At 67.3% G+C, this 20,502-nt stretch carries 23 protein-coding genes and 2 tRNA genes; 15 read left to right on the plus strand and 10 right to left on the minus strand.

Going from position 1 to position 20,502, the window contains the following annotated elements; genetic code table 11:
* Positions 1–27 precede the first annotated feature (27 nt).
* Complete coding sequence (locus tag ACNQR1_RS14535; protein ID WP_418050370.1) at positions 28–528, plus strand: putative immunity protein; 501 nt, start codon at positions 28–30, stop codon at positions 526–528.
* Positions 529–532: 4 nt separating this feature from the next.
* Here ACNQR1_RS14535 and ACNQR1_RS14540 read toward each other — a convergent pair whose 3' ends face one another.
* Both ACNQR1_RS14540 and ACNQR1_RS14545 read right to left on the minus strand, forming a co-directional pair.
* Positions 533–2,086 (minus strand): glycoside hydrolase family 13 protein, encoded by a 1,554-nt coding sequence (locus ACNQR1_RS14540; RefSeq protein ID WP_418046924.1) that lies wholly within the window; start codon positions 2,084–2,086, stop codon positions 533–535.
* Between the two features lies 1 nt (position 2,087).
* The gene (locus tag ACNQR1_RS14545; protein WP_418050371.1) at positions 2,088–2,474 is read right to left on the minus strand and encodes a globin; all 387 of its coding nucleotides are present in this window, start codon (positions 2,472–2,474) and stop codon (positions 2,088–2,090) included.
* A gap of 162 nt (positions 2,475–2,636) precedes the next feature.
* On the opposite strand from ACNQR1_RS14545, the gene ACNQR1_RS14550 reads away from it, so the two are divergent.
* The 3 genes from ACNQR1_RS14550 to ACNQR1_RS14560 are packed head-to-tail and all read left to right on the plus strand — an operon-like array spanning position 2,637 to position 4,034.
* Positions 2,637–3,281 carry an HNH endonuclease gene (locus ACNQR1_RS14550; protein ID WP_418046925.1) on the plus strand — a complete coding sequence of 215 codons (645 nt, stop codon included), beginning with the start codon at positions 2,637–2,639 and terminating at the stop codon, positions 3,279–3,281.
* A 59-nt stretch (positions 3,282–3,340) separates the two neighbouring features.
* Positions 3,341–3,574 carry a hypothetical protein gene (locus ACNQR1_RS14555; protein ID WP_418046926.1) on the plus strand — a complete coding sequence of 78 codons (234 nt, stop codon included), beginning with the start codon at positions 3,341–3,343 and terminating at the stop codon, positions 3,572–3,574.
* The gene (locus tag ACNQR1_RS14560) at positions 3,561–4,034 is read left to right on the plus strand and encodes a DUF5130 domain-containing protein (protein ID WP_418046927.1); all 474 of its coding nucleotides are present in this window, start codon (positions 3,561–3,563) and stop codon (positions 4,032–4,034) included. Before ACNQR1_RS14555 ends, ACNQR1_RS14560 begins: the two co-directional genes overlap by 14 nt.
* A 77-nt stretch (positions 4,035–4,111) precedes the next feature.
* Here the strand turns inward: ACNQR1_RS14560 and ACNQR1_RS14565 are convergent, their stop codons facing one another.
* The 3 genes from ACNQR1_RS14565 to ACNQR1_RS14575 form a co-directional block, all read right to left on the minus strand.
* On the minus strand, positions 4,112–4,453 hold the full coding sequence (locus ACNQR1_RS14565) for an HNH endonuclease (protein ID WP_418046928.1): 342 nt from the start codon (positions 4,451–4,453) through the stop codon (positions 4,112–4,114).
* Positions 4,454–4,544: 91 nt separating this feature from the next.
* On the minus strand, positions 4,545–7,130 hold the full coding sequence (gene pepN, locus ACNQR1_RS14570; protein ID WP_418046929.1) for an aminopeptidase N: 2,586 nt from the start codon (positions 7,128–7,130) through the stop codon (positions 4,545–4,547).
* 38 nt (positions 7,131–7,168) lie between these two features.
* The gene (locus tag ACNQR1_RS14575) at positions 7,169–7,573 is read right to left on the minus strand and encodes a DUF732 domain-containing protein (RefSeq protein WP_418046930.1); all 405 of its coding nucleotides are present in this window, start codon (positions 7,571–7,573) and stop codon (positions 7,169–7,171) included.
* A gap of 280 nt (positions 7,574–7,853) precedes the next feature.
* Between ACNQR1_RS14575 and ACNQR1_RS14580 the strand changes: the two genes are divergently transcribed.
* From ACNQR1_RS14580 to ACNQR1_RS14610, 7 genes are all read left to right on the plus strand, one after another.
* Positions 7,854–8,471, plus strand: coding sequence for a DsbA family protein (locus ACNQR1_RS14580; protein WP_418046931.1), 618 nt, complete (start codon positions 7,854–7,856; stop codon positions 8,469–8,471).
* A gap of 67 nt (positions 8,472–8,538) precedes the next feature.
* A complete protein-coding gene (locus ACNQR1_RS14585) occupies positions 8,539–9,936 on the plus strand; it encodes a purine-cytosine permease family protein (RefSeq protein ID WP_418046932.1) in 1,398 nt (465 codons plus the stop codon).
* The gene (locus tag ACNQR1_RS14590; RefSeq protein WP_418046933.1) at positions 9,933–10,373 is read left to right on the plus strand and encodes a nucleoside deaminase; all 441 of its coding nucleotides are present in this window, start codon (positions 9,933–9,935) and stop codon (positions 10,371–10,373) included. The genes ACNQR1_RS14585 and ACNQR1_RS14590 overlap by 4 nt, the downstream gene beginning before the upstream one ends.
* Positions 10,370–11,329: an isopenicillin N synthase family dioxygenase gene (locus ACNQR1_RS14595; protein ID WP_418046934.1), complete on the plus strand. Its 960-nt coding sequence runs from the start codon at positions 10,370–10,372 to the stop codon at positions 11,327–11,329. Before ACNQR1_RS14590 ends, ACNQR1_RS14595 begins: the two co-directional genes overlap by 4 nt.
* Positions 11,330–11,392: 63 nt before the next feature.
* Positions 11,393–11,872, plus strand: a complete 480-nt coding sequence (locus ACNQR1_RS14600; RefSeq protein ID WP_418046935.1) for a ribose-5-phosphate isomerase — start codon at positions 11,393–11,395, stop codon at positions 11,870–11,872.
* A 3-nt stretch (positions 11,873–11,875) separates the two neighbouring features.
* A complete protein-coding gene (locus tag ACNQR1_RS14605; RefSeq protein WP_418046936.1) occupies positions 11,876–12,670 on the plus strand; it encodes an Fpg/Nei family DNA glycosylase in 795 nt (264 codons plus the stop codon).
* A gap of 37 nt (positions 12,671–12,707) precedes the next feature.
* Positions 12,708–14,393, plus strand: a complete 1,686-nt coding sequence (locus tag ACNQR1_RS14610) for a cation:proton antiporter (protein WP_418046937.1) — start codon at positions 12,708–12,710, stop codon at positions 14,391–14,393.
* A 20-nt stretch (positions 14,394–14,413) separates the two neighbouring features.
* On the opposite strand, the gene ACNQR1_RS14615 is transcribed toward ACNQR1_RS14610, so the two are convergent.
* The 4 genes from ACNQR1_RS14615 to ACNQR1_RS14630 form a co-directional block, all read right to left on the minus strand.
* Positions 14,414–15,244 carry a DUF1542 domain-containing protein gene (locus tag ACNQR1_RS14615; protein ID WP_418046938.1) on the minus strand — a complete coding sequence of 277 codons (831 nt, stop codon included), beginning with the start codon at positions 15,242–15,244 and terminating at the stop codon, positions 14,414–14,416.
* A 51-nt stretch (positions 15,245–15,295) separates the two neighbouring features.
* Complete coding sequence (locus ACNQR1_RS14620; protein WP_418046939.1) at positions 15,296–16,477, minus strand: serine hydrolase domain-containing protein; 1,182 nt, start codon at positions 16,475–16,477, stop codon at positions 15,296–15,298.
* 308 nt (positions 16,478–16,785) lie between these two features.
* Entirely contained in the window at positions 16,786–17,403 is a 618-nt protein-coding gene (locus tag ACNQR1_RS14625) for a maleylpyruvate isomerase family mycothiol-dependent enzyme (RefSeq protein WP_418046940.1), read from the minus strand.
* 144 nt (positions 17,404–17,547) lie between these two features.
* On the minus strand, positions 17,548–17,829 hold the full coding sequence (locus ACNQR1_RS14630) for a GlsB/YeaQ/YmgE family stress response membrane protein (protein ID WP_039380771.1): 282 nt from the start codon (positions 17,827–17,829) through the stop codon (positions 17,548–17,550).
* A gap of 238 nt (positions 17,830–18,067) precedes the next feature.
* Between ACNQR1_RS14630 and ACNQR1_RS14635 the strand changes: the two genes are divergently transcribed.
* Both ACNQR1_RS14635 and ACNQR1_RS14640 read left to right on the plus strand, forming a co-directional pair.
* Entirely contained in the window at positions 18,068–18,214 is a 147-nt protein-coding gene (locus tag ACNQR1_RS14635; RefSeq protein WP_418046941.1) for a hypothetical protein, read from the plus strand.
* A gap of 4 nt (positions 18,215–18,218) precedes the next feature.
* A complete protein-coding gene (locus tag ACNQR1_RS14640) occupies positions 18,219–18,728 on the plus strand; it encodes a hypothetical protein (protein ID WP_418046942.1) in 510 nt (169 codons plus the stop codon).
* Between the two features lie 44 nt (positions 18,729–18,772).
* On the opposite strand, the gene ACNQR1_RS14645 is transcribed toward ACNQR1_RS14640, so the two are convergent.
* A tRNA-Gly gene (locus tag ACNQR1_RS14645) sits at positions 18,773–18,846 on the minus strand.
* Between the two features lie 126 nt (positions 18,847–18,972).
* Between ACNQR1_RS14645 and ACNQR1_RS14650 the strand changes: the two genes are divergently transcribed.
* Positions 18,973–19,046: transfer RNA gene (locus ACNQR1_RS14650), tRNA-Pro, on the plus strand.
* 42 nt (positions 19,047–19,088) lie between these two features.
* Positions 19,089–20,465 (plus strand): trigger factor, encoded by a 1,377-nt coding sequence (gene tig / locus ACNQR1_RS14655; protein WP_418046943.1) that lies wholly within the window; start codon positions 19,089–19,091, stop codon positions 20,463–20,465.
* Positions 20,466–20,502: the final 37 nt, after the last annotated feature.

Below are 20,502 nucleotides of genomic sequence, written 5' to 3' on the forward strand. Positions count from 1 at the left end.
GTGACATCGGACGACTTCGAGCTGAGCATGGACGAGTTGCGAGTCGTCGCTCGACATGTGACCGAGACGGCGGAAGAGGTGCTCGGCGTATTCGAGGGCACTCACCCCGGCGACTCCCGGCCGCGAGCAGCCATCACCGCTGCGTGGCGGTTCGTCAACGGTGCGCCCAGAAGCCAGGAGCAGCGGGTCGCCTCGCTGGATGCTCACCGGGCAGCAGCGGGCGCCGACACCGACGCCGCGCGTCTGGCGGCGCAGGCAGCCGGTGACGCGGCCTCCGCCGCCTATCTGCATCCGATCGCGAAAGCTCATCAGGTCGGCCACATTCTGCGGGCCGCGGCGAACACCGCACGGATAGCCGAGATCGATGGCGGCCCCGAAGCCCGGGACAACGCGCTGCGGCGGGCTGTGCAGCGGGCCACTCCGGTCCTGGTCGATGTGCTCTGCCGCTATCCGGCCGCGCCGACCGGCAGAAGCCCGGTGGCCCAGTTGATGTCGACGCTGGATGATCGCCTGCGGGCGGCGCGCTGAGGCCCTACTGCTGGATCAGCCAGGCGGCGGTGTCGGCGGGTAGCAGGCCCGCTGTCAGCTCACCACTGCTCAGCAGCACGTCACCGGGCGGCAAGGGTGCCGGCCCCGCGCCGGTGTTGAGCACGCACATCAGGCCACCTTCGCGCCGCAACGTCAGAACCTCGCCGGCGGTGTACAGCTCGATCCGGCTACCGGTGAATTCCGCACGGCCGGAGCGTAATCGGATGGCCCGCCGGTAGAACTCCAGCGTCGACGCCGGGTCGGCCTGCTGACGCTGCACCGTCAACGACGCCCAGTCGGCGGGCATCGGCAGCCAGGTGTCGGCGCTCGAGGAGAACCCGAACGGCGGTATGTCACCCGACCACGGCATCGGCACCCGGCACCCGTCCCGACCGCGTTCGGTGTGACCGGAGCGCTCCCACACCGGATCCTGGAGTACTTCGTCAGGCAGGTCGACGTTGGGCAGCCCGAGTTCCTCGCCGTTGTAGACGAATACCGCACCCGGCAGCGCCAGCATCACCAGGGCCATCGCCCGCGCCCGCGCCACTCCGCGGGGTCCGCCGCCGTAGCGGGTGACCTCGCGTTCCACGTCGTGGTTGGACAGGGTCCACGTGGGTGTCGCACCGGCGAGGTTGGCCGCGGCGATCGCGTTGTCGATCGCGTCGTGGACCTCGCTGGCGTCGAAATCGGCTTGCACCAGACGGAAATTGAAACCCAGGTGCAGCTCGTCGGGGCGCAGGTACTTGGCGAAGCGCTCGTTGCCGTGCACCCACACCTCGCCGACGGCCACCGCGTCGGGATAGTCGTCGAGGACGGTCCGGATGAACCGGTGGATGTCGTGCACGCTGTCGTTGTCGAATCGCGGATCGTCGTCGCTGTTTCGCAGCAGCGCGGTGTCGGTGACGGCCATGTCCGGCAGCTCGGGTGGCTTGGCCATGCCGTGGGCCACGTCGATACGGAACCCGTCGACCCCACGATCGAGCCAGAACCGCAGCGTCTTCTCCAGATCCTCGAACACCTCGGGGTGGTTCCAGTTCAGGTCGGGCTGGGCGGGGTCGAACAGGTGCAGATACCACTGGCCCGGGGTGCCGTCGGGTTCGGTGACGCGGGTCCATGCCGGGCCGCCGAACACCGACACCCAGTTGTTGGGCGGCGCGTAACCGCGCGGGCCGCGGCCGTCGCGGAAGATGTAGCGATCGCGAAGGCTCGGATCGGCCAGGGCCTGGACGAACCACGGGTGTGCCGAACTGGTGTGGTTGGGCACCAGGTCCATGGTGACCCGGATCCCGCGGGCGTGAGCGGCATCGAGCAGGCGATCCAAGGCGTCGATGCCGCCGAACAGCGGGTCGACATCGCGCGGGTCGGCGACGTCATAGCCGTGGTCGGCCATCGGCGACACCATCACCGGGTTGAGCCACAGGGCGTCGACACCGAGCGCCGCAAGATGGTCCAGGCCGGCACTCACCCCGTCGAGGTCACCGACGCCATCACCGTTGCTGTCGGCGAACGAGCGGGGATAGACCTGATAGAAAACCGCGTCTGCCCACCACCGGCGCATGTCAGAACGCCGAGTTCACCATCGAGTCTGCGGCCATGTTCAGGTAATCGAGCAACGCGCGGCGATGCGGGTCGTCCAGCGTCGCCGAGTCGATCGAGGCGACCGCGGTGTGCATGCAGCGCAACCAGGCGTCGCGCTCGAGGTACCCGATCCGGAACGGGGCGTGCCGCATCCGCAGCCGTGGGTGGCCACGCTGGTCGGAGTACGTCCGCGGCCCACCCCAGTACTGCTCGAGGAACATCCGCAGCCGCTCCTCGGCGCCGTCGATGTCGTCCTCGGGATACAGCGGCAGCAGGATCTCGTCCTCACGCACCAACTCGTAGAACCGCGACACGATCGTCGCGAAAGTCTCGTGCCCACCGACTTCGTCGTAGAAAGATCGCTGCACCTGCGTCACGTCGTTCATTGTGGTCCATTGTGGCCCGACGGCACGTCGGCGCCGGTCACAGCACCGTGGTCACCTGGTGTTCATTGGACTGACCTGCGAACACACAAAGAATTTTCGTGCGTATCCGCAGGATCCATGGTGGACTGTCTCCTCGGAGGCTCCATGGCGCACAGCAAAAAAAGCCATATGCGACGGACCGGCCACATTCCCGGCCCATCGGGACCCCATGTGCCAAATCGCCCCCTGCACAGCGTCGAGGCACTGCCGACGACCACCCCTGACGCCTCCCTGTGGGGGCGGCGCCGGGTGCTGCTGCTCAACTCCACCTACGAACCGCTGACGGCGCTGCCGCTGCGGCGCGCGGTGATCATGGTGATGTGTGGCAAAGCCGACGTCGTGCACGACGACCCGTCGGGACCGGTCATCCACTCGGCCACCCGGACCATCGTGGTGCCCTCGGTGATCCGGCTGCGCACCTTCGTTCGGGTGCCCTACCGGGCCCGCATCCCGATGACCCGGGCTGCGCTCATGCACCGTGACCGCTTCCGCTGCGCGTACTGCGGCGGGCGTGCCGACACCGTCGACCACGTGATCCCGCGTAGCCGCGGCGGCGAGCACTCCTGGGAGAACTGCGTGGCGGCGTGCGCGCCGTGCAACCACCGCAAGGCCGACCGCCTGCTGGCCGAACTGGGCTGGTCACTGCGGTGCGTACCGATGCCGCCGAAGGGCCAGCACTGGCGGCTGTTGTCGACGATCAAGGAGCTCGACCCGGCCTGGGTGCGCTATCTGGGCGAGGGCGCCGCCTGATGCCCGACTTGCTGGGCACTCTCGACGCGTCGCCGCATTGCGGCTGATACGGTTTGCGCGTGAGCACAGCACTTACCCATTCCCTCCTCGGAGGGGTTCCGCTGTTGTTGTTCGTGGTTCTGGCGTTGATCTACCTGACCCGCAAGGGACCGCATCCGGCTACCTACAAGATGTCCGATCCGTGGACCCACGAGCCCATCCTGTGGGCTGCCGAGGAGCCGCAGGATCACGGGCACGGTGGGCATGATTCACACGGTGTGACGATCGGAGGCGGCGCAAGTGGCAAGTGGTGAAGTTTCGACGCTGACTTCCTCCGATCTGGAGCTGCCCTACGGCTACGCCCTGACCTACAGCGGCCGGATCTCCGGGGTCACCGAGCCCGGTGAGCTCTCGGTGCACTACCCGTTCCCGACGATGGACCTGGTCGTGCTCGACGACGCGCTGAAGTACGGCTCGCGTGCGGCCAAGGCCCGGTTCGCCATCTACATCGGTGACCTCGGCGCGGACACCGCCGCCGCGGCCCGCGAAATCCTGGCCAAGGTGCCCACCCCCAACAACGCGGTGCTGCTCGCGGTCTCACCCGACCAGCACGCGATCGAGGTGGTCTACGGCGCCGACGTCAAGGGCCGCGGCATCGAAGAGGCCGCTCCGCTGGGCGTCTCGGCGGCTGCCGCCTCCTTCAAGGAGGGCAATTTGATCGACGGTCTGATCAGCGCGGTACGCGTGCTGTCGGCCGGCGTTTCTCCTGCCTGATTTTTCCGTACCTGTCACCGAGCGTGCGTGGTTGTCATCAGACGGCCACGCACGCTCGCTGCATTTTGCGGGCTTGCCTAGCCGGTCAGGCTGTTGCGGATCTCCACATAGCGCGTCAGGAACGCACGCTCGTCGAGCCGTTTGCGGCGCATCCAGGTGCTGACCTCGAAGTTGCACTTGCTGGCGTTGCACGAGGCGCAGGCAGGCACCACGTTGTCCAGGGTGTAGCGCCCGCCGCGCGAGATCGCCATGACGCAGTCCTTCTGGAACGGACCGGTCGTGCTGGTGCAGTAGGCGCACCCGCCCCACGCCGTCTTGATGGCATCCCATTGCTCGTCGGTGAGGTCGTGCACCACGAGGTCCATCCGGCGCTTGCGTTTGCGGGCGGCCCGGGCCGCGCGGGTTCGACTGACCGCCATCGGCACAGCGTATGGCCCGCGAGCGTGCGCAGAATGCTGCTCAGACACGGCGTGTCGGGCAGCAGACACGCACGCTCGCGGTGCAGGTGGGCTAGCTGACGTCGAAGGCGCGAGCGCGCAGCGAGCGCTCCACACCGGCGCGGCCCTCGATCACCAGGCGGCGCAGTGCGGGCGGCACCTCGGGGTCGGACAGGAATGCGTCCGCTGCGTCAAGCCCGTTCTGGCTGATGTCCCACGACGGGTACAGACCGATCACCACGGTCTGTGCGACCTCGCTGGACCGTCGCTCCCACACCCCGGAGATCGCCGCGAAGTAACGGGTCGTGAAGGGCGCCAGCAGCTCGGACTGGCCGGGCTGCACGAAACCGCCGACGATCGCGCGGGTGGTGATGTTGGCGATCGTGTCGTCCTCGATGACCTGCTCCCACGCCGCGGACTTCACTTCGTCCTGTGGGCGGGCGGCCGAGGCCGCAGCGGCCTGGCGCTTGCCGGCCGCGGTCGGATCGTTGTCGGCCTCGGCGTCGATGAACGGCGTCTCGGGTCCGTCGGCATCGACGTCGCCGGTGCGGGCCAGTGCGGTCACGATCCGCCAGCGCAGATCGGTGTCGATCACCAGGCCGGTCATGTTCACCGCGGCCGGCTCGTTGTCGAGCAGTGTCGACAGCACGGCCACGTGGTTCGGCGAGAGCACCGAGCTGCACAGCGCGTTCACGAACGCGAGTTGGTGATCGGAACCCGGCGCGGAGGTGCGGGCCAGATCGAGCAGTGCATCCCCGAACGCCGGCCAGCCGATTTCGGCGGCCCAGGCGGGATCGGCGTAGGAGCTCAGCGCGGTCTGCGCCTGCATCAGCAGCCGCTGGGCGACACCGACCTCGGTCTCGGCGTGCACCCCGCTCATCACCAGGGCGACGAAGTCGCGCGCCTTCATCTCGGCCTCGCGGGTCATCTCCCAGGCTGCCGACCACGCCAGCGTGCGGGGGAGCGGATCGGCGATGTCGGCGATCCGCGACAGCACGGTCGACAGCGAGGCCGGGTCCAGCCGCAGCGAGCAGTAGGTCAGGTCGTCGTCGTTGACCAGGATCAGCTTGCCGCGTGAAATGCCCACCAGGGCTGGAACTTCCGTGATCGGGCCCTCGACGTCGAGTTCCTCGCGGTGCACGCGGACGAGCTTGCCGGAGTTGTCGTCGTCATAGATGCCGATGGCCAGCCGGTGCACCCGGGTCTCGCCGGCTCCGGGCGCTGCACCGGACTGGGAGATGGCGAACCGGGTGAAGGCACCCGATCCGTCCACGTCGAAGTCGGCCCGGAGAGTGTTCAAACCCGTTGTCTTGAGCCATTGTTGGCCCCAACCGGACAGGTCACGCCCCGAGGACTTCTCCAGTGCGCCCAGCAGATCGCCGAATGTGGCGTTGGCGAAGGCGTGGTCGCGGAAATAGTCGCGCAAACCGGACAGGAACTCTTCGAGCCCGACGTAGGCCACCAGCTGCTTGAGCACCGAGGCGCCCTTGGCGTAGGTGATGCCGTCGAAGTTGACCTCGACGGCAGCGAGGTCCGGGATGTCGGCGGCGACCGGATGGGTCGAGGGCAGCTGATCCTGGCGGTAGGCCCACGACTTCTCCACGTTGGCGAAAGTGGTCCACGCCGTGTCGTATTCGGTGGCCTCGGCCTGGCAGAGCACCGACGCGAACGTGGCGAAGGACTCGTTGAGCCACAGGTCGTCCCACCACTGCATGGTGACCAGATCGCCGAACCACATGTGGGCCATCTCGTGCAGCACGGTCTCGGCGCGACGCTCGTAGGAGGCCCGGGTCACCTTGGACCGGAAGACGTAGTCCTCGAGGAAGGTCACCGCACCGGCGTTCTCCATGGCGCCCGCGTTGAACTCGGGCACGAACAGCTGGTCGTACTTGCCGAACGCGTACGGCGTTCCGAAGTTCTCGTGGTAGAAGCCGAAACCCTGCTTGGTCTCGGTGAAAAGCCGGTCGGCATCCATGAACTCGGCCAGCGAGGCCCGGCAGAAGATGCCCAGCGGGATCTCGCCGTGGGAGTCGGTGTACGCGTCGCGCCACACCGCGTACGGTCCGGCGATCAACGCCGCCAGGTAGGTGCTCATCTTCGGCGTGGTGGCGAACGTGTGCACGGTGGCCGCCCCCTCGGGATCGGCGCTGGTGGTCGCCCCGTTGGAGATCACCTGCCAGTGCGAGGGCGCGGTGACCCGGACATCGAACGTGGCCTTCAGATCGGGCTGATCGAAGCAGGCGAACATCCGCTTGGCGTCGGCCGTCTCGAACTGCGAGTAGAGATAGACCTCGTTGTCGACAGGGTCGACGAAGCGGTGCAGGCCCTCGCCGGTGTTGGAGTACAGGCAGTCGGCATCGACCACCAGGGTGTTGTGCTCGGCGAGACCGGGAAGTGCGATGCCGGCGGATTCGTCGTAGCCGGAGACGTCCAGTGCGACGCCGTTGAGCGTCGCACCGCGGACCGTGTCGGCCGCCAGGTCGATGAAGGTGTCGGCGCCGGCGAGGGCATCGAACGTCACAGTCGTGGTGGACCGGAAGGTGCGTTCGCCGGGCTTGCCGTCGCCGTCGGTGAGGTCGAGGACAACGTTGTAGTTGTCGACAGTGACCAGAGCGGCGCGCTCGACGGCCTGTTCGCGAGTGAGATTGGGAAGAGCCACGTGTCCAACCTAGTGGCTGGACGCCCGCGGGACCCGGGCTACTGGGGGAAGCCCGCGATCCCGGCGAGTCCGTTCAGCGCGCCCAGGTTGTTCAGGATCGACCCGTCACCGATCGACGACATCATCTGCGGGCAGTACATCTGGATCGCGATGCCGGTGAAGAAGGACGCCATCTGCGGGGACATACCACCGTCCCCGCGCATCTGGGAGGCCACCGACGCGAAGTCCTTGCCGGGCTCGACCAGCATCGGACAGACGTCCTGGCCCATCTGGACGGCGGCGTTGGGGTCGCCGTAGCCCACTCCGGCGTCGTTCAGCGCGTTCAGGAACGAGGTGTCGGTCGGGTCGACCGGGGCCGGCGCCGGATCGGCTTGCGCCGGGGCTGCAAACGCGAGGGCGGCGACGACGGCACCGGCGGTCGCCAGGAAGGCACGAGCGGCCATATTGAGCTCCTCAGCTATCACGCAGAACCCTTACGTCGCTCTGCTCACTTGGGCAACAGTGGTTTACCAGGATCACAGGAACAACACGTTTCGATAAAAATTCGCCCACTATGCGTTTCCTGTGCTGCTGCCGTGACTCCAGCATGCATGTCGGACATGCCGGCCACCAAGGTTGTCGTAAACCAACCACGGATAGTTACTCGTATCGGGAACATCTCGGCGCAGGTGCAGAGTTGTGCTGAATGCAGTTGTGCCCTGAACCACATCGAGAGGACCGCAGATGGCTCAGAAGGATCAGAAAGACACCGCCGGATTCTGGTTCGACCCACTGTGCCCGTGGTGCTGGATCACCTCACGCTGGATCCTCGAAGTCGAGAAGGTCCGCGATATCGACGTGCAGTTCCACGTCATGAGCCTCGCCGTACTCAACGAGGGCCGTGACCTGCCGGAGAACTATCAGGAACTGATGAAGAAGGCGTGGGGCCCGGTCCGTGTCGCCATTGCCGCCGAGCAGCTCAAGGGCCCGGAGATCCTCGCTCCGCTCTACACCGCGATGGGCTTCCGGATTCACAACCAGGACAACAAGGACCTCGACCAGGTGATCGCGCAGTCGCTGGAGGAGGTCGGTCTGCCGGCCGAGCTCGCCGAGGCCGCCACCTCCGACAAGTACGACGACGCACTGCGGAAGAGTCACCACGAGGGCATGGACGCCGTGGGTGACGACGTCGGAACCCCGACCATCCACGTCAACGGTGTCGCCTTCTTCGGCCCGGTGCTCTCGAAGATCCCCCGCGGGGAAGATGCAGGCAAGCTCTGGGATGCGTCGGTGACGTTCGCGTCGTACCCGCATTTCTGGGAGCTCAAGCGCTCCCGCACGGAGGCACCCCAGTTCGACTGAGGGGTGAACCGCACCCAAAATCGCGATTCCGGTTGCGTAACACCGCGGCTCACGCCACGGTGTACGCATGACAGCGGCTGAGCCCAGTACCGACGGTTCCTACTGCGACCGGATCGCAGCTGTCGAGCCGGGCGGTAACGAGCACATCGCCGAAGCCGACCGGCACGGCAGGCCCAGCCAGTTGTTCTGGACCTGGACCTCTCCGAACCTCGAATTCGCGACGATCTTCCTGGGTGTGCTGGCGGTCTCCGTCTACGGCATGACGTTCTGGCAGGCGGTGGCCGGTCTGGGGATCGGCACCGGCCTGGGGGCTCTCGCGCATTTCTTCCTGTCCAAACGCGGCCCCCTGCACGGTGTCCCGCAGATGGTGCTGGGCCGGTTGGCGTTCGGCTTCAAGGGCAACGCCGTGCCCTCGCTGCTGATGACGGTGACCGCGGGCATCGGGTGGTTCGCCACCAACAGCGTCAGTGGCGCGTTCGCACTGTCGACCCTGTTCGGCATCGCGCCCGTGCTGGCACTGGTCCTCGTCGTCGTGGTGCAGACCGCGCTGGCGGTGTTCGGGCACAACCTGGTTCAGGCTTTCGAGCGGTGGGCGTTCCCGGTGCTCGCGGTCATCTTCACGATCACCTCCGTGGTGATCCTGACCAAGGCGGACTTCGGTGCGCCCGCGGTCAGCGGCGGGGTCGGCGGTATGGGCGGCTTCCTGCTGACCGTGGGCACCGCATTCGGTTACGTCGCGGGCTGGGCGCCCTACGCCGCCGACTACACGCGTTACCTGCCGCGGTCCGAAGCCGGACCGCGCACCGGATTCTTCGCTGCCGCAGGGCTGTTCGTGTCCTGCATGTTGCTCCAGACGGTGGGCGCGGCCTCGGTGACCATCGGCCCTGCGGTCTCGGACAACCCGACCACCGCCTTCACCTCCGAGTTGGCCCCGTGGCTGGCGAGCCTGACGCTGCTGGCGATCGCGATCGGTGCGGTGGCCGCCAACGCAATCAACATCTACTCGGGCGCAATGGCTTTCGTGACCATCGGGATCAAGCTCCCGCATCACATCGCCCGGGCGCTGGCCACGGGGTTCTTCGGGGTGGTCGGATTCCTGATCGCCTGGTGGGCGCTGGCCGACGCCGCGGCGAGCTACGAGGCGTTCCTGCTGATCATCGCGTACTGGATCGGACCGTGGCTCGGGGTGGTGTTCGCCGACGAGTACCTGCGCGGCGACGCACCCGTCGCGCACTTCCTCTACGACCGGTCCTACACGAACTGGCCCGGTCTGGCGTCGTTCCTGATCGGTCTGGTGGTGTCGGTCACGCTGTTCTGCAACCAGGCGAAGTTCGTCGGCTACATCGCGCGCGAATTCCCGCAGTTGGGTGACATCACGTTCTTCGTCGGGTTCCTGATCGCCGGCGCCTGCTACCTGGTGCTCTGCCGGTCCAGGCTCACCGCGGAACGGGCGGTGCCGGCATGACCCCGGAACAGATGCTCGACGTCGCCGTCGAGGAGGCCCGAAAAGGGTTGGCCGAAGGCGGCATTCCCATCGGCGCAGCCTTGTTCGGCTCAGACGGAACCTTGCTGGGTGCCGGCCACAACCGGCGCGTGCAGAACGACGACCCGTCGATTCATGCCGAGACCGACGCGTTCCGGGCCGCGGGCCGCCAGCGCGGGTACCGGTCCACGATCATGGTGACGACGCTCTCGCCGTGCTGGTACTGCAGCGGCCTGGTCCGACAGTTCAACATCGGCGCCGTGGTGATCGGCGAGAGCCGGACCTTCACCGGCGGCCACGACTGGCTGGCCGAGCACGGCGTGGCGGTTACCCTGCTCGACGATGAACGCTGCGTGGCGATGATGGAGGAGTTCATCGCCGAGCGGCCGGATCTGTGGGCGGAGGACATCGGCGAATGAGCGCGGTCGCAACGATCGACATCTCCCGGTGGTACGCCGGTGGGGCCGAGGCCGACGCGGTCGCCGCGGAGGTCGACGCCGGGCTGCAGCGCGCCGGGTTCATCGTCGTCACCGGCCACGGTGTGGACACCGACCTGGCGACCAAGGTGCGCGCGGCCAGCCGGGAGTTCTTCGCGCTGCCGGACGAGGTCAAGCAGGGCTACTCGGTGCCCGTCGGCGGGCACGGCTGGATCGGGCCGGGGGCCGAGGCCAACGGGTACGCCGAAGGTACCGAGACGCCGCCCGACCTGAAGGAGAGCTACAGCCTGGGCGCCGAGACGGCGACCGGCGACCCGGAGGTCGACCGGATCTGGTTCGCGCCCAACGTGTGGCCGGCCGAGGTGCCCGCGCTGCAGACGTTGGTCGACGAGTACACCGCCGCGATGCGGAAGGTGTCCGACGACCTGCTGGCGTTGTTCGCCCACGCCCTCGGACTGTCCGTCAATCCCTTTGTCGCCCTGGCAGACCGGCCGACCTGGACCATGAACATCAACCACTACCCGCCGGTCAGCGTGGTGGGGGAGCCGGAGCCGGGCCAGTTCCGCATCGGACCGCACACCGATTTCGGCACCGTGACGGTCCTGGACCGCGAACCGGGCGCCGGCGGATTGCAGGTCTACTCGGAGCAGGAGGGCTGGGAGGATGCGCCGTGGGAGCCGGGATCGCTCACTGTCAACATCGGTGACCTGCTGGAGTACTGGAGTGGCCGCCGCTGGCCCTCGGGCCGGCACCGGGTGCTGCCGCCCCAGCCGCATGCCCCCGAAGAAGACCTGGTTTCGCTGATCTACTTCTACGAGGCGAACCACGACGCCGTCGTCACCCCGCTGAAGCCGCCCGTCGGCAAGGTCGGCGGCCTGGAACCCGTGACCTCATCGGCCTTCATCAAGGAACGCCTCGACGCCATCAGCATCGGCTGAGCCGACAATCGGGCTGGAGCCGTTCGCCCGGGGCGTCCTGCGCCATCTGCGAGAATGTCCGCCATGCGCGTTTACATCGGTGCCGACCACGCCGGATTCGAGTTCAAGCAGACCATCATCGAGCACCTCAAGAAGACCGGCCACGAGCCGATCGACTGTGGTGCCTACACCTACGACGCCGATGATGACTACCCGGCGTTCTGCATCGACGCGGCGGTCAGGACCGTCGCTGATCCGGGCAGCCTCGGCATCGTGCTCGGCGGCTCGGGCAACGGTGAGCAGATCGCGGCGAACAAGGTGCCCGGCGCCCGCTGCGCCCTGGCCTGGAGCGTCGAGACCGCCAAGCTGGCCCGCGAGCACAACAACGCGCAGCTGATGGGCCTGGGCGGCCGCATGCACTCCGAGGAGGAGGCGCTGGCCATCGTCGACGCATTCCTGTCGACGCCGTGGTCGGAGGCCGAGCGGCACCAGCGCCGCATCGACATCCTCGCCGACTACGAGAAGGACCACGTGGCCCCGCCGGTCCCCGGCGCGCCTGCCTGACCCATGCCCGAAGGGCACACCCTGCACCGGCTGGCCCGGCTGCACCAGAAGCGGTTCGGCCGGGCACCGGTGGTGGTGTCCAGCCCGCAGGGCCGCTTCGCCGACGGTGCGGCCGCGGTCAGCGGCCAGGTGTTCAAGCAGGCCGACGCCTGGGGCAAGCACCTGTTCCACCACTACGCCGGTGGCCGGGTCGTACACATCCATCTCGGCCTGTACGGGACGTTCACCGAGGCACCTGTCCCGCTGGGACTGCCGCTCGGCCAGGTGCGGATGCGGATCGTGGGCGCCGAGTACGGCACCGACCTGCGCGGCCCCACCGTGTGCGAGGTGATCGCGGAGCCCGAGATCGCCGACGTGGTCGCCCGTCTCGGTCCCGACCCGCTGCGCAAGGACGCCGATCCGGCGCTTGCGTGGGCGCGAATCACTAAGTCGCGCAGGTCGATCGGCGCGTTGTTGATGGACCAGTCGGTGATCGCCGGGGTCGGCAACGTGTACCGCAGCGAATTGCTGTTCCGTCACCACATCGATCCGTACCGGCCGGGCACACACGTGGGGCAGGCCGAATTCAGCGCCATGTGGACCGATCTCGTCGAGCTCATGAAAGTCGGGGTACGTCGCGGCAAGATCGTCGTGGTCCGCCCCGAGCACGATCACGGTGCCCCGTCCTACGGTCCCGGCCGGCCCCGCACCTATGTCTATCGCCGTGCGGGGGAGGCCTGCCGGGTCTGCGGGGCCACGGTGCGCACCGCAGAACTGGAGGGCCGCAACCTGTTCTGGTGCCCCGACTGCCAGGTGTGAGTGCGCGCCGCGGGCGTCGGCACGGGACAATCTCCCGGTGGAATTGATCCTCGTCGTCGTCGGAGCCATCCTCGTCACAGCAATCGCGCATCGCCGTGGGATGGAACCCGCCCTGATCATCGTGGTGATCGGCAGCGCGGTGTCGTTCCTGCCCGGCTTCGAACCGCCCGAACTTGATTCGCACATCCTGCTGACGGTGGTGCTCCCACCGCTGTTGTACTCGGCAGCCCTGGATTTCTCCTTCCCGACGTTCTTCCGCAACATCCGCCCGATCCTCGGTCTGGGTGTCGGACTGGTCGTGGTGACGGCCTTCGCCGTGGCAGCGGTGTCGTCGTGGCTGGTGCTTGTGCCGCTGACCTTCGGCCTGGCGCTCGTGCTCGGCGCCATCGTCGCGCCGCCGGACGCCGTCACCGCCGTCGCGGTGGGACGCAAGCTCGGTCTGCCCAAACGGGTGATGGCGATCCTCACCGGCGAGAGTCTGATCAACGATGCCGCAGCGCTGACTTTGTTCTCCATCGCGGTGGCCCAGGTCGCCGGGAGCCATACCTTCATCGAGAACCCGTTCCTGCTGTTCGGATACAGCGCCACGGTCGGCCCGGTGGTCGGGGCCTTGCTGGGCTATGTGACGCTGTGGATTCGCAAGCATCTGGACAACCCGGGCCTGGAAACGGTTCAGGGCCTGGTGGTTCCGTTCGCGGCCTTCATCACCGCCGAGGAACTGCACGCCTCCGGTGTACTCGCGGTGGTGGTCGCGGGCTTCGTGGTCGGCAACGGCGCGATGGGTGCGGGCTACCAGACGCGACTGCAGGAACGCTACGTCTGGAATTCGGTGGACGTGCTGCTCGAGGCGTTCGTATTCGCCTACATCGGTCTGCATCTGCGTTTCGTGCTGCAGGACCTCAACGAGGCGCACGAATCGCTGGCCGTCGTGGCGGTCGCCTCGGTGATCGTGCTGCTGATCGTGCTGGTGATCCGTCCGCTGTCGGTGTTCCTGATGTTCGGGCGCAACAAGCTGTCACGGCACGTGGAGAGCAAGTTCAGCGTGCCGGTGCCCGACGGGGCCCGTGGGGCCCTGGGCAGGCGGAAACGAAAGCCGAAGGCGCGCTGGCGCAGGATCATCGACCGTCGCTCGCTGAGTTGGCGAGAGAACGTCGTCGTGTCCTGGACCGGGATGCGTGGCGTGGTGACGTTGGCCGCGGCCGCCGCGATCCCGGCCACCACGGCGGCAGGTGAACCCTTCCCCGAACGCGCCACCATCCAGGCCATCGCGTTCGCGGTGAGCGTGGGCACCTTGCTGATCCAGGGCTGGACCCTGCCCCTGCTGATCCGCCGGCTGAACCTGTCCCGGTTCTGCGACGACCACGCCGCCGACCGTGAGGAGGAGCTCAAGGCCGAGCGCGTGGTGCACGATGCCGCCGACGATGTGCTCGACGCGTTCGAAGCGGATCCTCCCGAAGGCCTGGATCCCCGGGTGGTGACCGAGATTCGCGCGGTGATCGCCCGGCATTCGCAGGACGCCGACGAGATGCCCGACCCCGAGGCGCTGACCAAACGGGCCGCGGTGTTCTCGGGTCTGTACCGCGACGTGCTTGCGGCGCAGCGCGGTGCGCTGATCACCGAGCGTGACGAAGGCCGGATCGAGGACGAAGCGGTGCGGGCCATGCTGGAGCGCCTGGACCTGCAGGAGGCCGGTGTGTCGGCGCGTCTGGAGAGCCGCCTCTGAAGGTTCGGCGCGGCACGGGCTCAGAAGCCCCCGAAATCACCACCACCGAAGTCGCCGAAGCCGCCACCGTCGAAGCCTCCGCCGTCCCAGCCGCTGGCGTCGGTACCGCCCCAGTCGCCACCGCCGGCGTCGCCGCCATCGAACCCACCGCCGGCGTCGCCGCCGTCCTGGCCTGCCGCGAAACCGTCGGAATAGCCGTCACCGTAACCGTTCTCGAAACCCTGGGCGCCGTAGTCGACCCCGTGCATACCGGAGAACATCGCGTCGAACAGCAGCACCGAGCCCAGGCCCCACGCGCCGGCCACCAGGGCCGGCTTCCACCACGGCTCGGAGTACCAGCCGGCGGGCACCGGGCGTCCGGCGACCCGCCCGCCCGGGTAGTAGTTGGGGGTGCGCTCCGACGGGGTGGGGGAGGCCTCGATCTCGCGGCCCTCGTAGTTGATCCGGCGATCTTCGGTGACCGCGCCGGCCGAACGTTGCCCGGTCAGCGACTCCAGCTCGGGGCCCGGATCCATGCCCATCGCGGTGCGGGCCGCGCGCACGTAATAGAGCCCCTCGATGGCGCTCTCCTTGGCCAGCGCGGCCTGCTTGGCAGTGGTGGCCTGATCGATCTGTGAGGACGCGGCGGTGTAGCGCTCGGAGGCGTCGGCCAGTGCCTGCTTGGAGGCGTCGTCGGAGCCGGTCAGGTTGAGCACCTGCCCACCGAGCCGCTCGATCAGCCGGCGGGCGTCAGCCTTGGCGTCGGCCAGGGACTCCGCCGAGCGTCGACCGTTGGCTTGCGACGAGCTGTAGACAGCGAACGCGATCGCGGCGATGACGAGAACGATGAGTACCAGCAATACGCTGTTCATGGCGTCCAGCGTACCGACGTGAAATGGCGTTTCCGGGTCCTCGAAGAGAACTCAAATTACGCCGAGAGCGGAGTACACCTCGTCGGACAAAGCGACCGTACGCGGGTCGGCATTGCACTTGGTGGCGTCGAAATAGTTCATCACGTACGCGTAGCCGATCCGGTGCTCGAGGTCGACGAAGGCAAACGAGCCACCCGACCCGCCGTGCCCGAAGATGCCGGTGTTGGGCCCGGCGACGCCACGTTGGTTGAGCATGTAGCCCAGACCCCAGCCGTGATCGGCGACCCGCGCACCCAGCACCACGTCGGCGTCGAATCCACCCTGGGAGACCCGGCAGCGCTCCATGTGCTCGCGGGTCAGCAGTTTCTCCTGGGCCAGGGCGTTGTAGAAGGTCGCCATGCCGAGCGCGGAGACGTGCGCGTTGGTGCTCGGGAACTCGGCGGTGCGCCATAGGTCCAGGGCCTGCACGCCCAGTTCGTCGTCCGGCACGAAGTCCATCGACACCGCCCAGCCGGCCATCGGATGGTCACCGAGCGAACCCGGAGGTTCGTTGACGCCGTTGTCGGCCAGCAGGCTGCGCACCGACGGCTTGTTCACCATCTCCGCGCACCGGTGATGGTGCCAGGCGGGCAGGCCGATGTGGATGTCGGCGCCGAGCGGTTCGGCGATCTCGGTGCGCAGGTACTGGCCGATTGTGCGGCCCGTGACCCGGCGCACCACCTCGCCGAGGATGAAGCCGAAGGTCACCACCTGGTATCCCTGTGCGCTGCCGGGCGGCCACCATGGTGTCGCGGCGGCGATCCGGGCGCAGACCGCGTCCCAGTCGGTCACCTGCTGCCAGTCCATCGGTTCGCGCGGGCCGATGACGCCGGAGCGGTGGCCCAGCACCATGGCGATGGTGATGTTCTGCTTTCCGGCCTGGCCGAACTCGGGCCAGTAGCGGGCCACCGGCGCATCGAGGTCGATCTCGCCGCGGTCGGCCAACAGGTGGATGCAGGTGCTCAACAGCCCCTTGGATCCGGAATACACGCTGGCCAGGGTGTCCTGCTGCCACGGCCTGGTGCCGGCCGCGTCGGCAGTCCCGCCCCAGAGGTTGACCACCAGGTCGCCCTCGACCCAGACCGCGACAGCCGCACCTACCTCGTTGTGGTGGGCGAAGTTGTCCGCGAAGGCATCGCGCACCCGGGTGAATTCCGGTGCGCAGGTGCCTGCGATCAGGGTCGTAGCGGGCATTCGTCTCCTGCACAAGTGCGGTGGCTTTACGGCAGCGGTGCGCGTAGTTGTCTGCTTGCGCTGCCATCTTCAAGATCGGTCGACGGTCCGCACCTGTTACTCACGGTAGGTGGATGACAACCTTGGAGCACCCCTGCGGCACAGATCGCAAGCCGTTCGAGACGGGGCCGTGATGGTCGACGGGCGGTCGGACGCCGCTTCTCGGCCCGCCGCGCACCGATTTCTACTGAGGGTTGCAGATTGCGCCTGGTGACGACCCACAGGTAGAAGTCGAGGCCCCTGTTCCGGCCGGCCCACCTGCGTGGGTGTCATCGTCCGCGCAGGTGCGCCACGCCTGGACCTTGTAACTCGGCAGCGACCGCACCGACCCGTCCCGTCATCGCCAGCAGCAGCGCCTCGCCCGGCCCGTGGATCTCGAGCCCGCGGCCCGCCGACCAGTCGACGTCGGTGGCAATAAGCCGCAGACCGCGGGTCCGCCAGGCCCCGCCGATGACCGGGCTGTGACGGGCAAACGCCAGGGATGCCAGCAGCGCGGCAGCTGGGATGGTGCGCGGTCGTCCGAGCGGACGCCGGATGTCCTGCTGGTGGACCAGGCACTCGATGAGCGCCACCCGGCAGCCGTAGAGTGCGGCAACGCCCGACGGATCCACGCCGGCCCGCATCAGGGTGCAGAGTTCGTCAGGCCCGAGCCTCGCCCCGGCCCGCAGCGCGCGGTCGTTGATCCGGTCCACGTGACCTCGCGCGGCCAGCATCGCGGCGGTGAGTCCCAGCCGGGTCTGCCCGAGGTAGGCGACGGTGTGGGCGGCGACATCGCGGACAGTCCAACCTGCGCACAACGTCGGAGCTTTCCATTCGTGCGGGGCCAAACCTTCGAGCAGATCGGCGAATGCCTCACGTTCCCGACAGGCCAGCGCCCGGTAGTTCATTCGCGTCCCCGTCGCTCGAAAACCTGAGTCGGTCGACAAGATCTAAACAGGCGTCGGGACGAACCTGTCCCGCGAAGGTGACGATGACGCAACAAGAGGCTCCGCCGACCGAGAGACACGATCGGCGGAGCCCAGGTTCCCTGCCTAGTGACCGACGGGCGTGCCGCGACGGCCCGAAAGGCCGGTGTAGACCGCGATAAGCACGATCGCCACCACGACGCCCACGACGAACGGGATGATCTGGAACCCGCCGTTCGCGTTGCTGTATCCGAAGGCCGAAGTGATCCAGGAGCCGAGCAGGGCTCCGGCGATCCCGAGCAAAACGGTCATGAGGGTGCTCAAGTTCTGCCTACCGGGCATGATGAGTCGCGCAAGGACGCCGATAATCGCGCCGACGACGATTGCGCTGATAATTGCTCCGATCATCTCGCTGCCTTTCGTTTCAAGCCGACTTCCATTTCGTCGGTGTGATGTACACCACTGTCCTCCGAATTTGGGCTGTCCGCCCGCGCCGAGATGTAGTCGATACCCAGCAGCCGCCTACTCGCCGGTAAACCGCTATCCGGCCGCCGCCATGACCGAGCACGCCGACGTGTCTGCCGATGGCCGATTGTCGGGCTCGAAACCGCACGTAGACCGCTATGACCGCGCGATAATCGGCCTCGTGTCCGTTGTGCTGTGGGTGCTCGTCGCGGTATTCGCCGTCGGCGTGGTCGCCGGTGGGTTGCTGCGGATTCGTGCCTGGCTCGCCAAGCCCGTTCCACCCGAAGTGATCGAGGCGGCACACCGCGATGACGACAAGGACGACTGACGCCATGCGAGCCATGCTGGGAACAGCCCTCGCGGCAAGCGTTCTGGCACTGGGGTCGCCGATCGCTCATGCCGAGCGAATCGAACCACCCCCGTTGTATGGGCATTACGACCTGTTCATCGATTTCTCGAAGCAGACATTCAACGGAAACCCGACACCGATGAATTCGATAACTGTGCCTGCCGAATTCACAACGCAGTGTGATGTCAACGGATGTCTTGCGCGCATGGACAATACGGACGATCACGCCCGCAACCCGGGCGCCCCCGTGGCTTACGAGTACAGGTGGAACACCGACCGTTGGGAAACGGGCGGTGAGTATCCCTACTTCTGCGATCGCAACAACCCCGCCAGCGCGGTTCAGGCCCGACGTTCGGACTACTGGATCCCGAACCCTGACGGCAGCTTCTCCGGAGAGCGCACCCTGGTCATCGGGGGAGCCGGATGCCCCGGTGAGGGACCCGGCACCCACTGGCTGCCGATATCGCTGACGCCCGTCGATCCACCGCGGTGATCGGGTCCGGACAACAAAAAACCGCCCCATCGGGGCGGTCCTTGTGGAGCGGGCGACGGGAATCGAACCCGCGTAGCTAGTTTGGAAGACTAGGGCTCTACCATTGAGCTACGCCCGCATGTGCAGCATCAGCACTGTACCGGTGTGCCCCCGACCAAAGCCAATTGAATGCTCCGTGTCGTGAGCACGTAGTATCTCGCGTGGTCCAGTCGTGGGTTTTGCCGCAGCGGATCGACGACCACCACGGGGTGTAGCGCAGCTTGGTAGCGCATCCGCTTTGGGAGCGGAAGGCCGCAGGTTCAAATCCTGTCACCCCGACTCACAAGCCAGTACGAAAGAACTATCTAGGAGCACAGAACAGTGAAGAGCACGGTCGAGCAGTTGAGCCCCACCCGGGTGCGCATCAATGTGGAGGTGCCCTTCACCGAGCTTGAGCCCGATTTCGATCGCGCGTTCAAGGCGCTGGCCCAGCAGGTCCGCCTCCCCGGCTTCCGTCCGGGCAAGGCTCCCCGCAAGTTGCTGGAGGCCCGCGTCGGCCGCGGTGCGGTGCTGGAGCAGGTCGTCAACGACGCACTGCCGAGCCGCTACAGCGAGGCCGTCACGGCCTCCGACGTCAAGCCGCTGGGTCAGCCCGAGATCGAGGTGACCAAGCTGGAGGACGGCCAGGAGCTGGCGTTCACCGCCGAGGTCGACGTGCGCCCCGAGATCACGCTGCCCGAGTTCGACGCGCTCAAGATCACGGTCGACCCGATCCAGGTGGACGACGACGAGGTCGACGCCGAGCTGCAGTCGCTGCGCGCCCGCTTCGGCACCCTGACCGGCGTCGAGCGCGGTGCCGCCGAAGGTGACTTCGTCTCGATCGATCTGTCGGCCACCGTCGACGGCACCGACGTGCCCGAGGCCGCCACCGAGGGCCTGTCGCACGAGGTCGGTTCCGGTCAGCTGATCGAAGGCCTCGACGAGGCGATCACCGGTCTGAAGGTCGGCGAGTCCAAGGTCTTCACCACCAAGCTGGCTGCCGGTGAGTACGCCGGCAAGGATGCCGACGTGACGGTGACCGTGAAGTCGGTCAAGGAACGCGAGCTGCCCGAGGCCGACGACGACTTCGCCCAACTGGCAAGCGAATTCGACACCATCGGCGAGCTCAAGGAGAGCCTCACCGACCAGGTGCGCCGGGTCAAGAGCGTGCAGCAGGCCGAGCAGATCCGCGACAAGGCCATCGAGGCGCTGCTGGAGCAGACCGAAGTTCCGTTGCCGGAGAAGATCGTTCAGGCCCAGATCGACGACACCCTGCACAACGCGATCCACGGACTCGACCACGACGAGGACAAGTTCGCCGAGCAGCTGACCGAACAGGGCAGCAGCCGTGAGGAGTTCGACGCCGACAACAAGTCGAACGCCGAAAAGGCCGTCAAGACCCAGCTGCTGATGGACGCCGTCGCCGACAAGCTCGACATCCAGGTCGGCCAGAACGACCTCACCGAGCGCCTCGTGCTGATGTCGCGCCAGTACGGTATCGAGCCCCAGCAGCTGATCCAGATCCTGCAGCAGAACAACCAGCTGCCGGCCATGTTCGCCGACGTGCGTCGTGGGCTGACCATCGCCGCTGTGGTGCACGCCGCCACCGTGACCGACTCCGACGGCACCGTGATCGACACCACCGAGTTCTTCGGTCCGGCGCAGGCCGAGGGCGCCGAGGACGAGGCTGCTGACGAGGGTGCCGACGCCGCCGAGTGACGCTGTGAGCGAACGCGCCCCCGTACGGGAGTGCGTG

Source organism: Mycobacterium sp. 48b, assembly GCF_048282725.1.
In the GTDB taxonomy this organism is placed as follows: Bacteria; Actinomycetota; Actinomycetes; order Mycobacteriales; family Mycobacteriaceae; genus Mycobacterium.

Excerpts from the sequence above, each read along its gene's own strand:
- ACNQR1_RS14565 (WP_418046928.1), bottom strand. The coding sequence starts at position 4,453 with ATGGCGGTCAGTCGAACCCGCGCGGCCCGGGCCGCCCGCAAACGCAAG.
- ACNQR1_RS14620 (WP_418046939.1), bottom strand. The coding sequence starts at position 16,477 with ATGCCCGCTACGACCCTGATCGCAGGCACCTGCGCACCGGAATTCACC.
- ACNQR1_RS14585 (WP_418046932.1), top strand. The coding sequence starts at position 8,539 with ATGACAGCGGCTGAGCCCAGTACCGACGGTTCCTACTGCGACCGGATC.
- ACNQR1_RS14615 (WP_418046938.1), bottom strand. The coding sequence starts at position 15,244 with ATGAACAGCGTATTGCTGGTACTCATCGTTCTCGTCATCGCCGCGATC.
- ACNQR1_RS14595 (WP_418046934.1), top strand. The coding sequence starts at position 10,370 with ATGAGCGCGGTCGCAACGATCGACATCTCCCGGTGGTACGCCGGTGGG.
- ACNQR1_RS14640 (WP_418046942.1), top strand. The coding sequence starts at position 18,219 with ATGCGAGCCATGCTGGGAACAGCCCTCGCGGCAAGCGTTCTGGCACTG.
- ACNQR1_RS14600 (WP_418046935.1), top strand. The coding sequence starts at position 11,393 with ATGCGCGTTTACATCGGTGCCGACCACGCCGGATTCGAGTTCAAGCAG.
- ACNQR1_RS14590 (WP_418046933.1), top strand. The coding sequence starts at position 9,933 with ATGACCCCGGAACAGATGCTCGACGTCGCCGTCGAGGAGGCCCGAAAA.
- ACNQR1_RS14605 (WP_418046936.1), top strand. The coding sequence starts at position 11,876 with ATGCCCGAAGGGCACACCCTGCACCGGCTGGCCCGGCTGCACCAGAAG.
- ACNQR1_RS14535 (WP_418050370.1), top strand. The coding sequence starts at position 28 with ATGGACGAGTTGCGAGTCGTCGCTCGACATGTGACCGAGACGGCGGAA.
- ACNQR1_RS14550 (WP_418046925.1), top strand. The coding sequence starts at position 2,637 with ATGGCGCACAGCAAAAAAAGCCATATGCGACGGACCGGCCACATTCCC.
- ACNQR1_RS14625 (WP_418046940.1), bottom strand. The coding sequence starts at position 17,403 with ATGAACTACCGGGCGCTGGCCTGTCGGGAACGTGAGGCATTCGCCGAT.
- ACNQR1_RS14630 (WP_039380771.1), bottom strand. The coding sequence starts at position 17,829 with ATGATCGGAGCAATTATCAGCGCAATCGTCGTCGGCGCGATTATCGGC.
- ACNQR1_RS14540 (WP_418046924.1), bottom strand. The coding sequence starts at position 2,086 with ATGCGCCGGTGGTGGGCAGACGCGGTTTTCTATCAGGTCTATCCCCGC.
- ACNQR1_RS14580 (WP_418046931.1), top strand. The coding sequence starts at position 7,854 with ATGGCTCAGAAGGATCAGAAAGACACCGCCGGATTCTGGTTCGACCCA.
- ACNQR1_RS14575 (WP_418046930.1), bottom strand. The coding sequence starts at position 7,573 with ATGGCCGCTCGTGCCTTCCTGGCGACCGCCGGTGCCGTCGTCGCCGCC.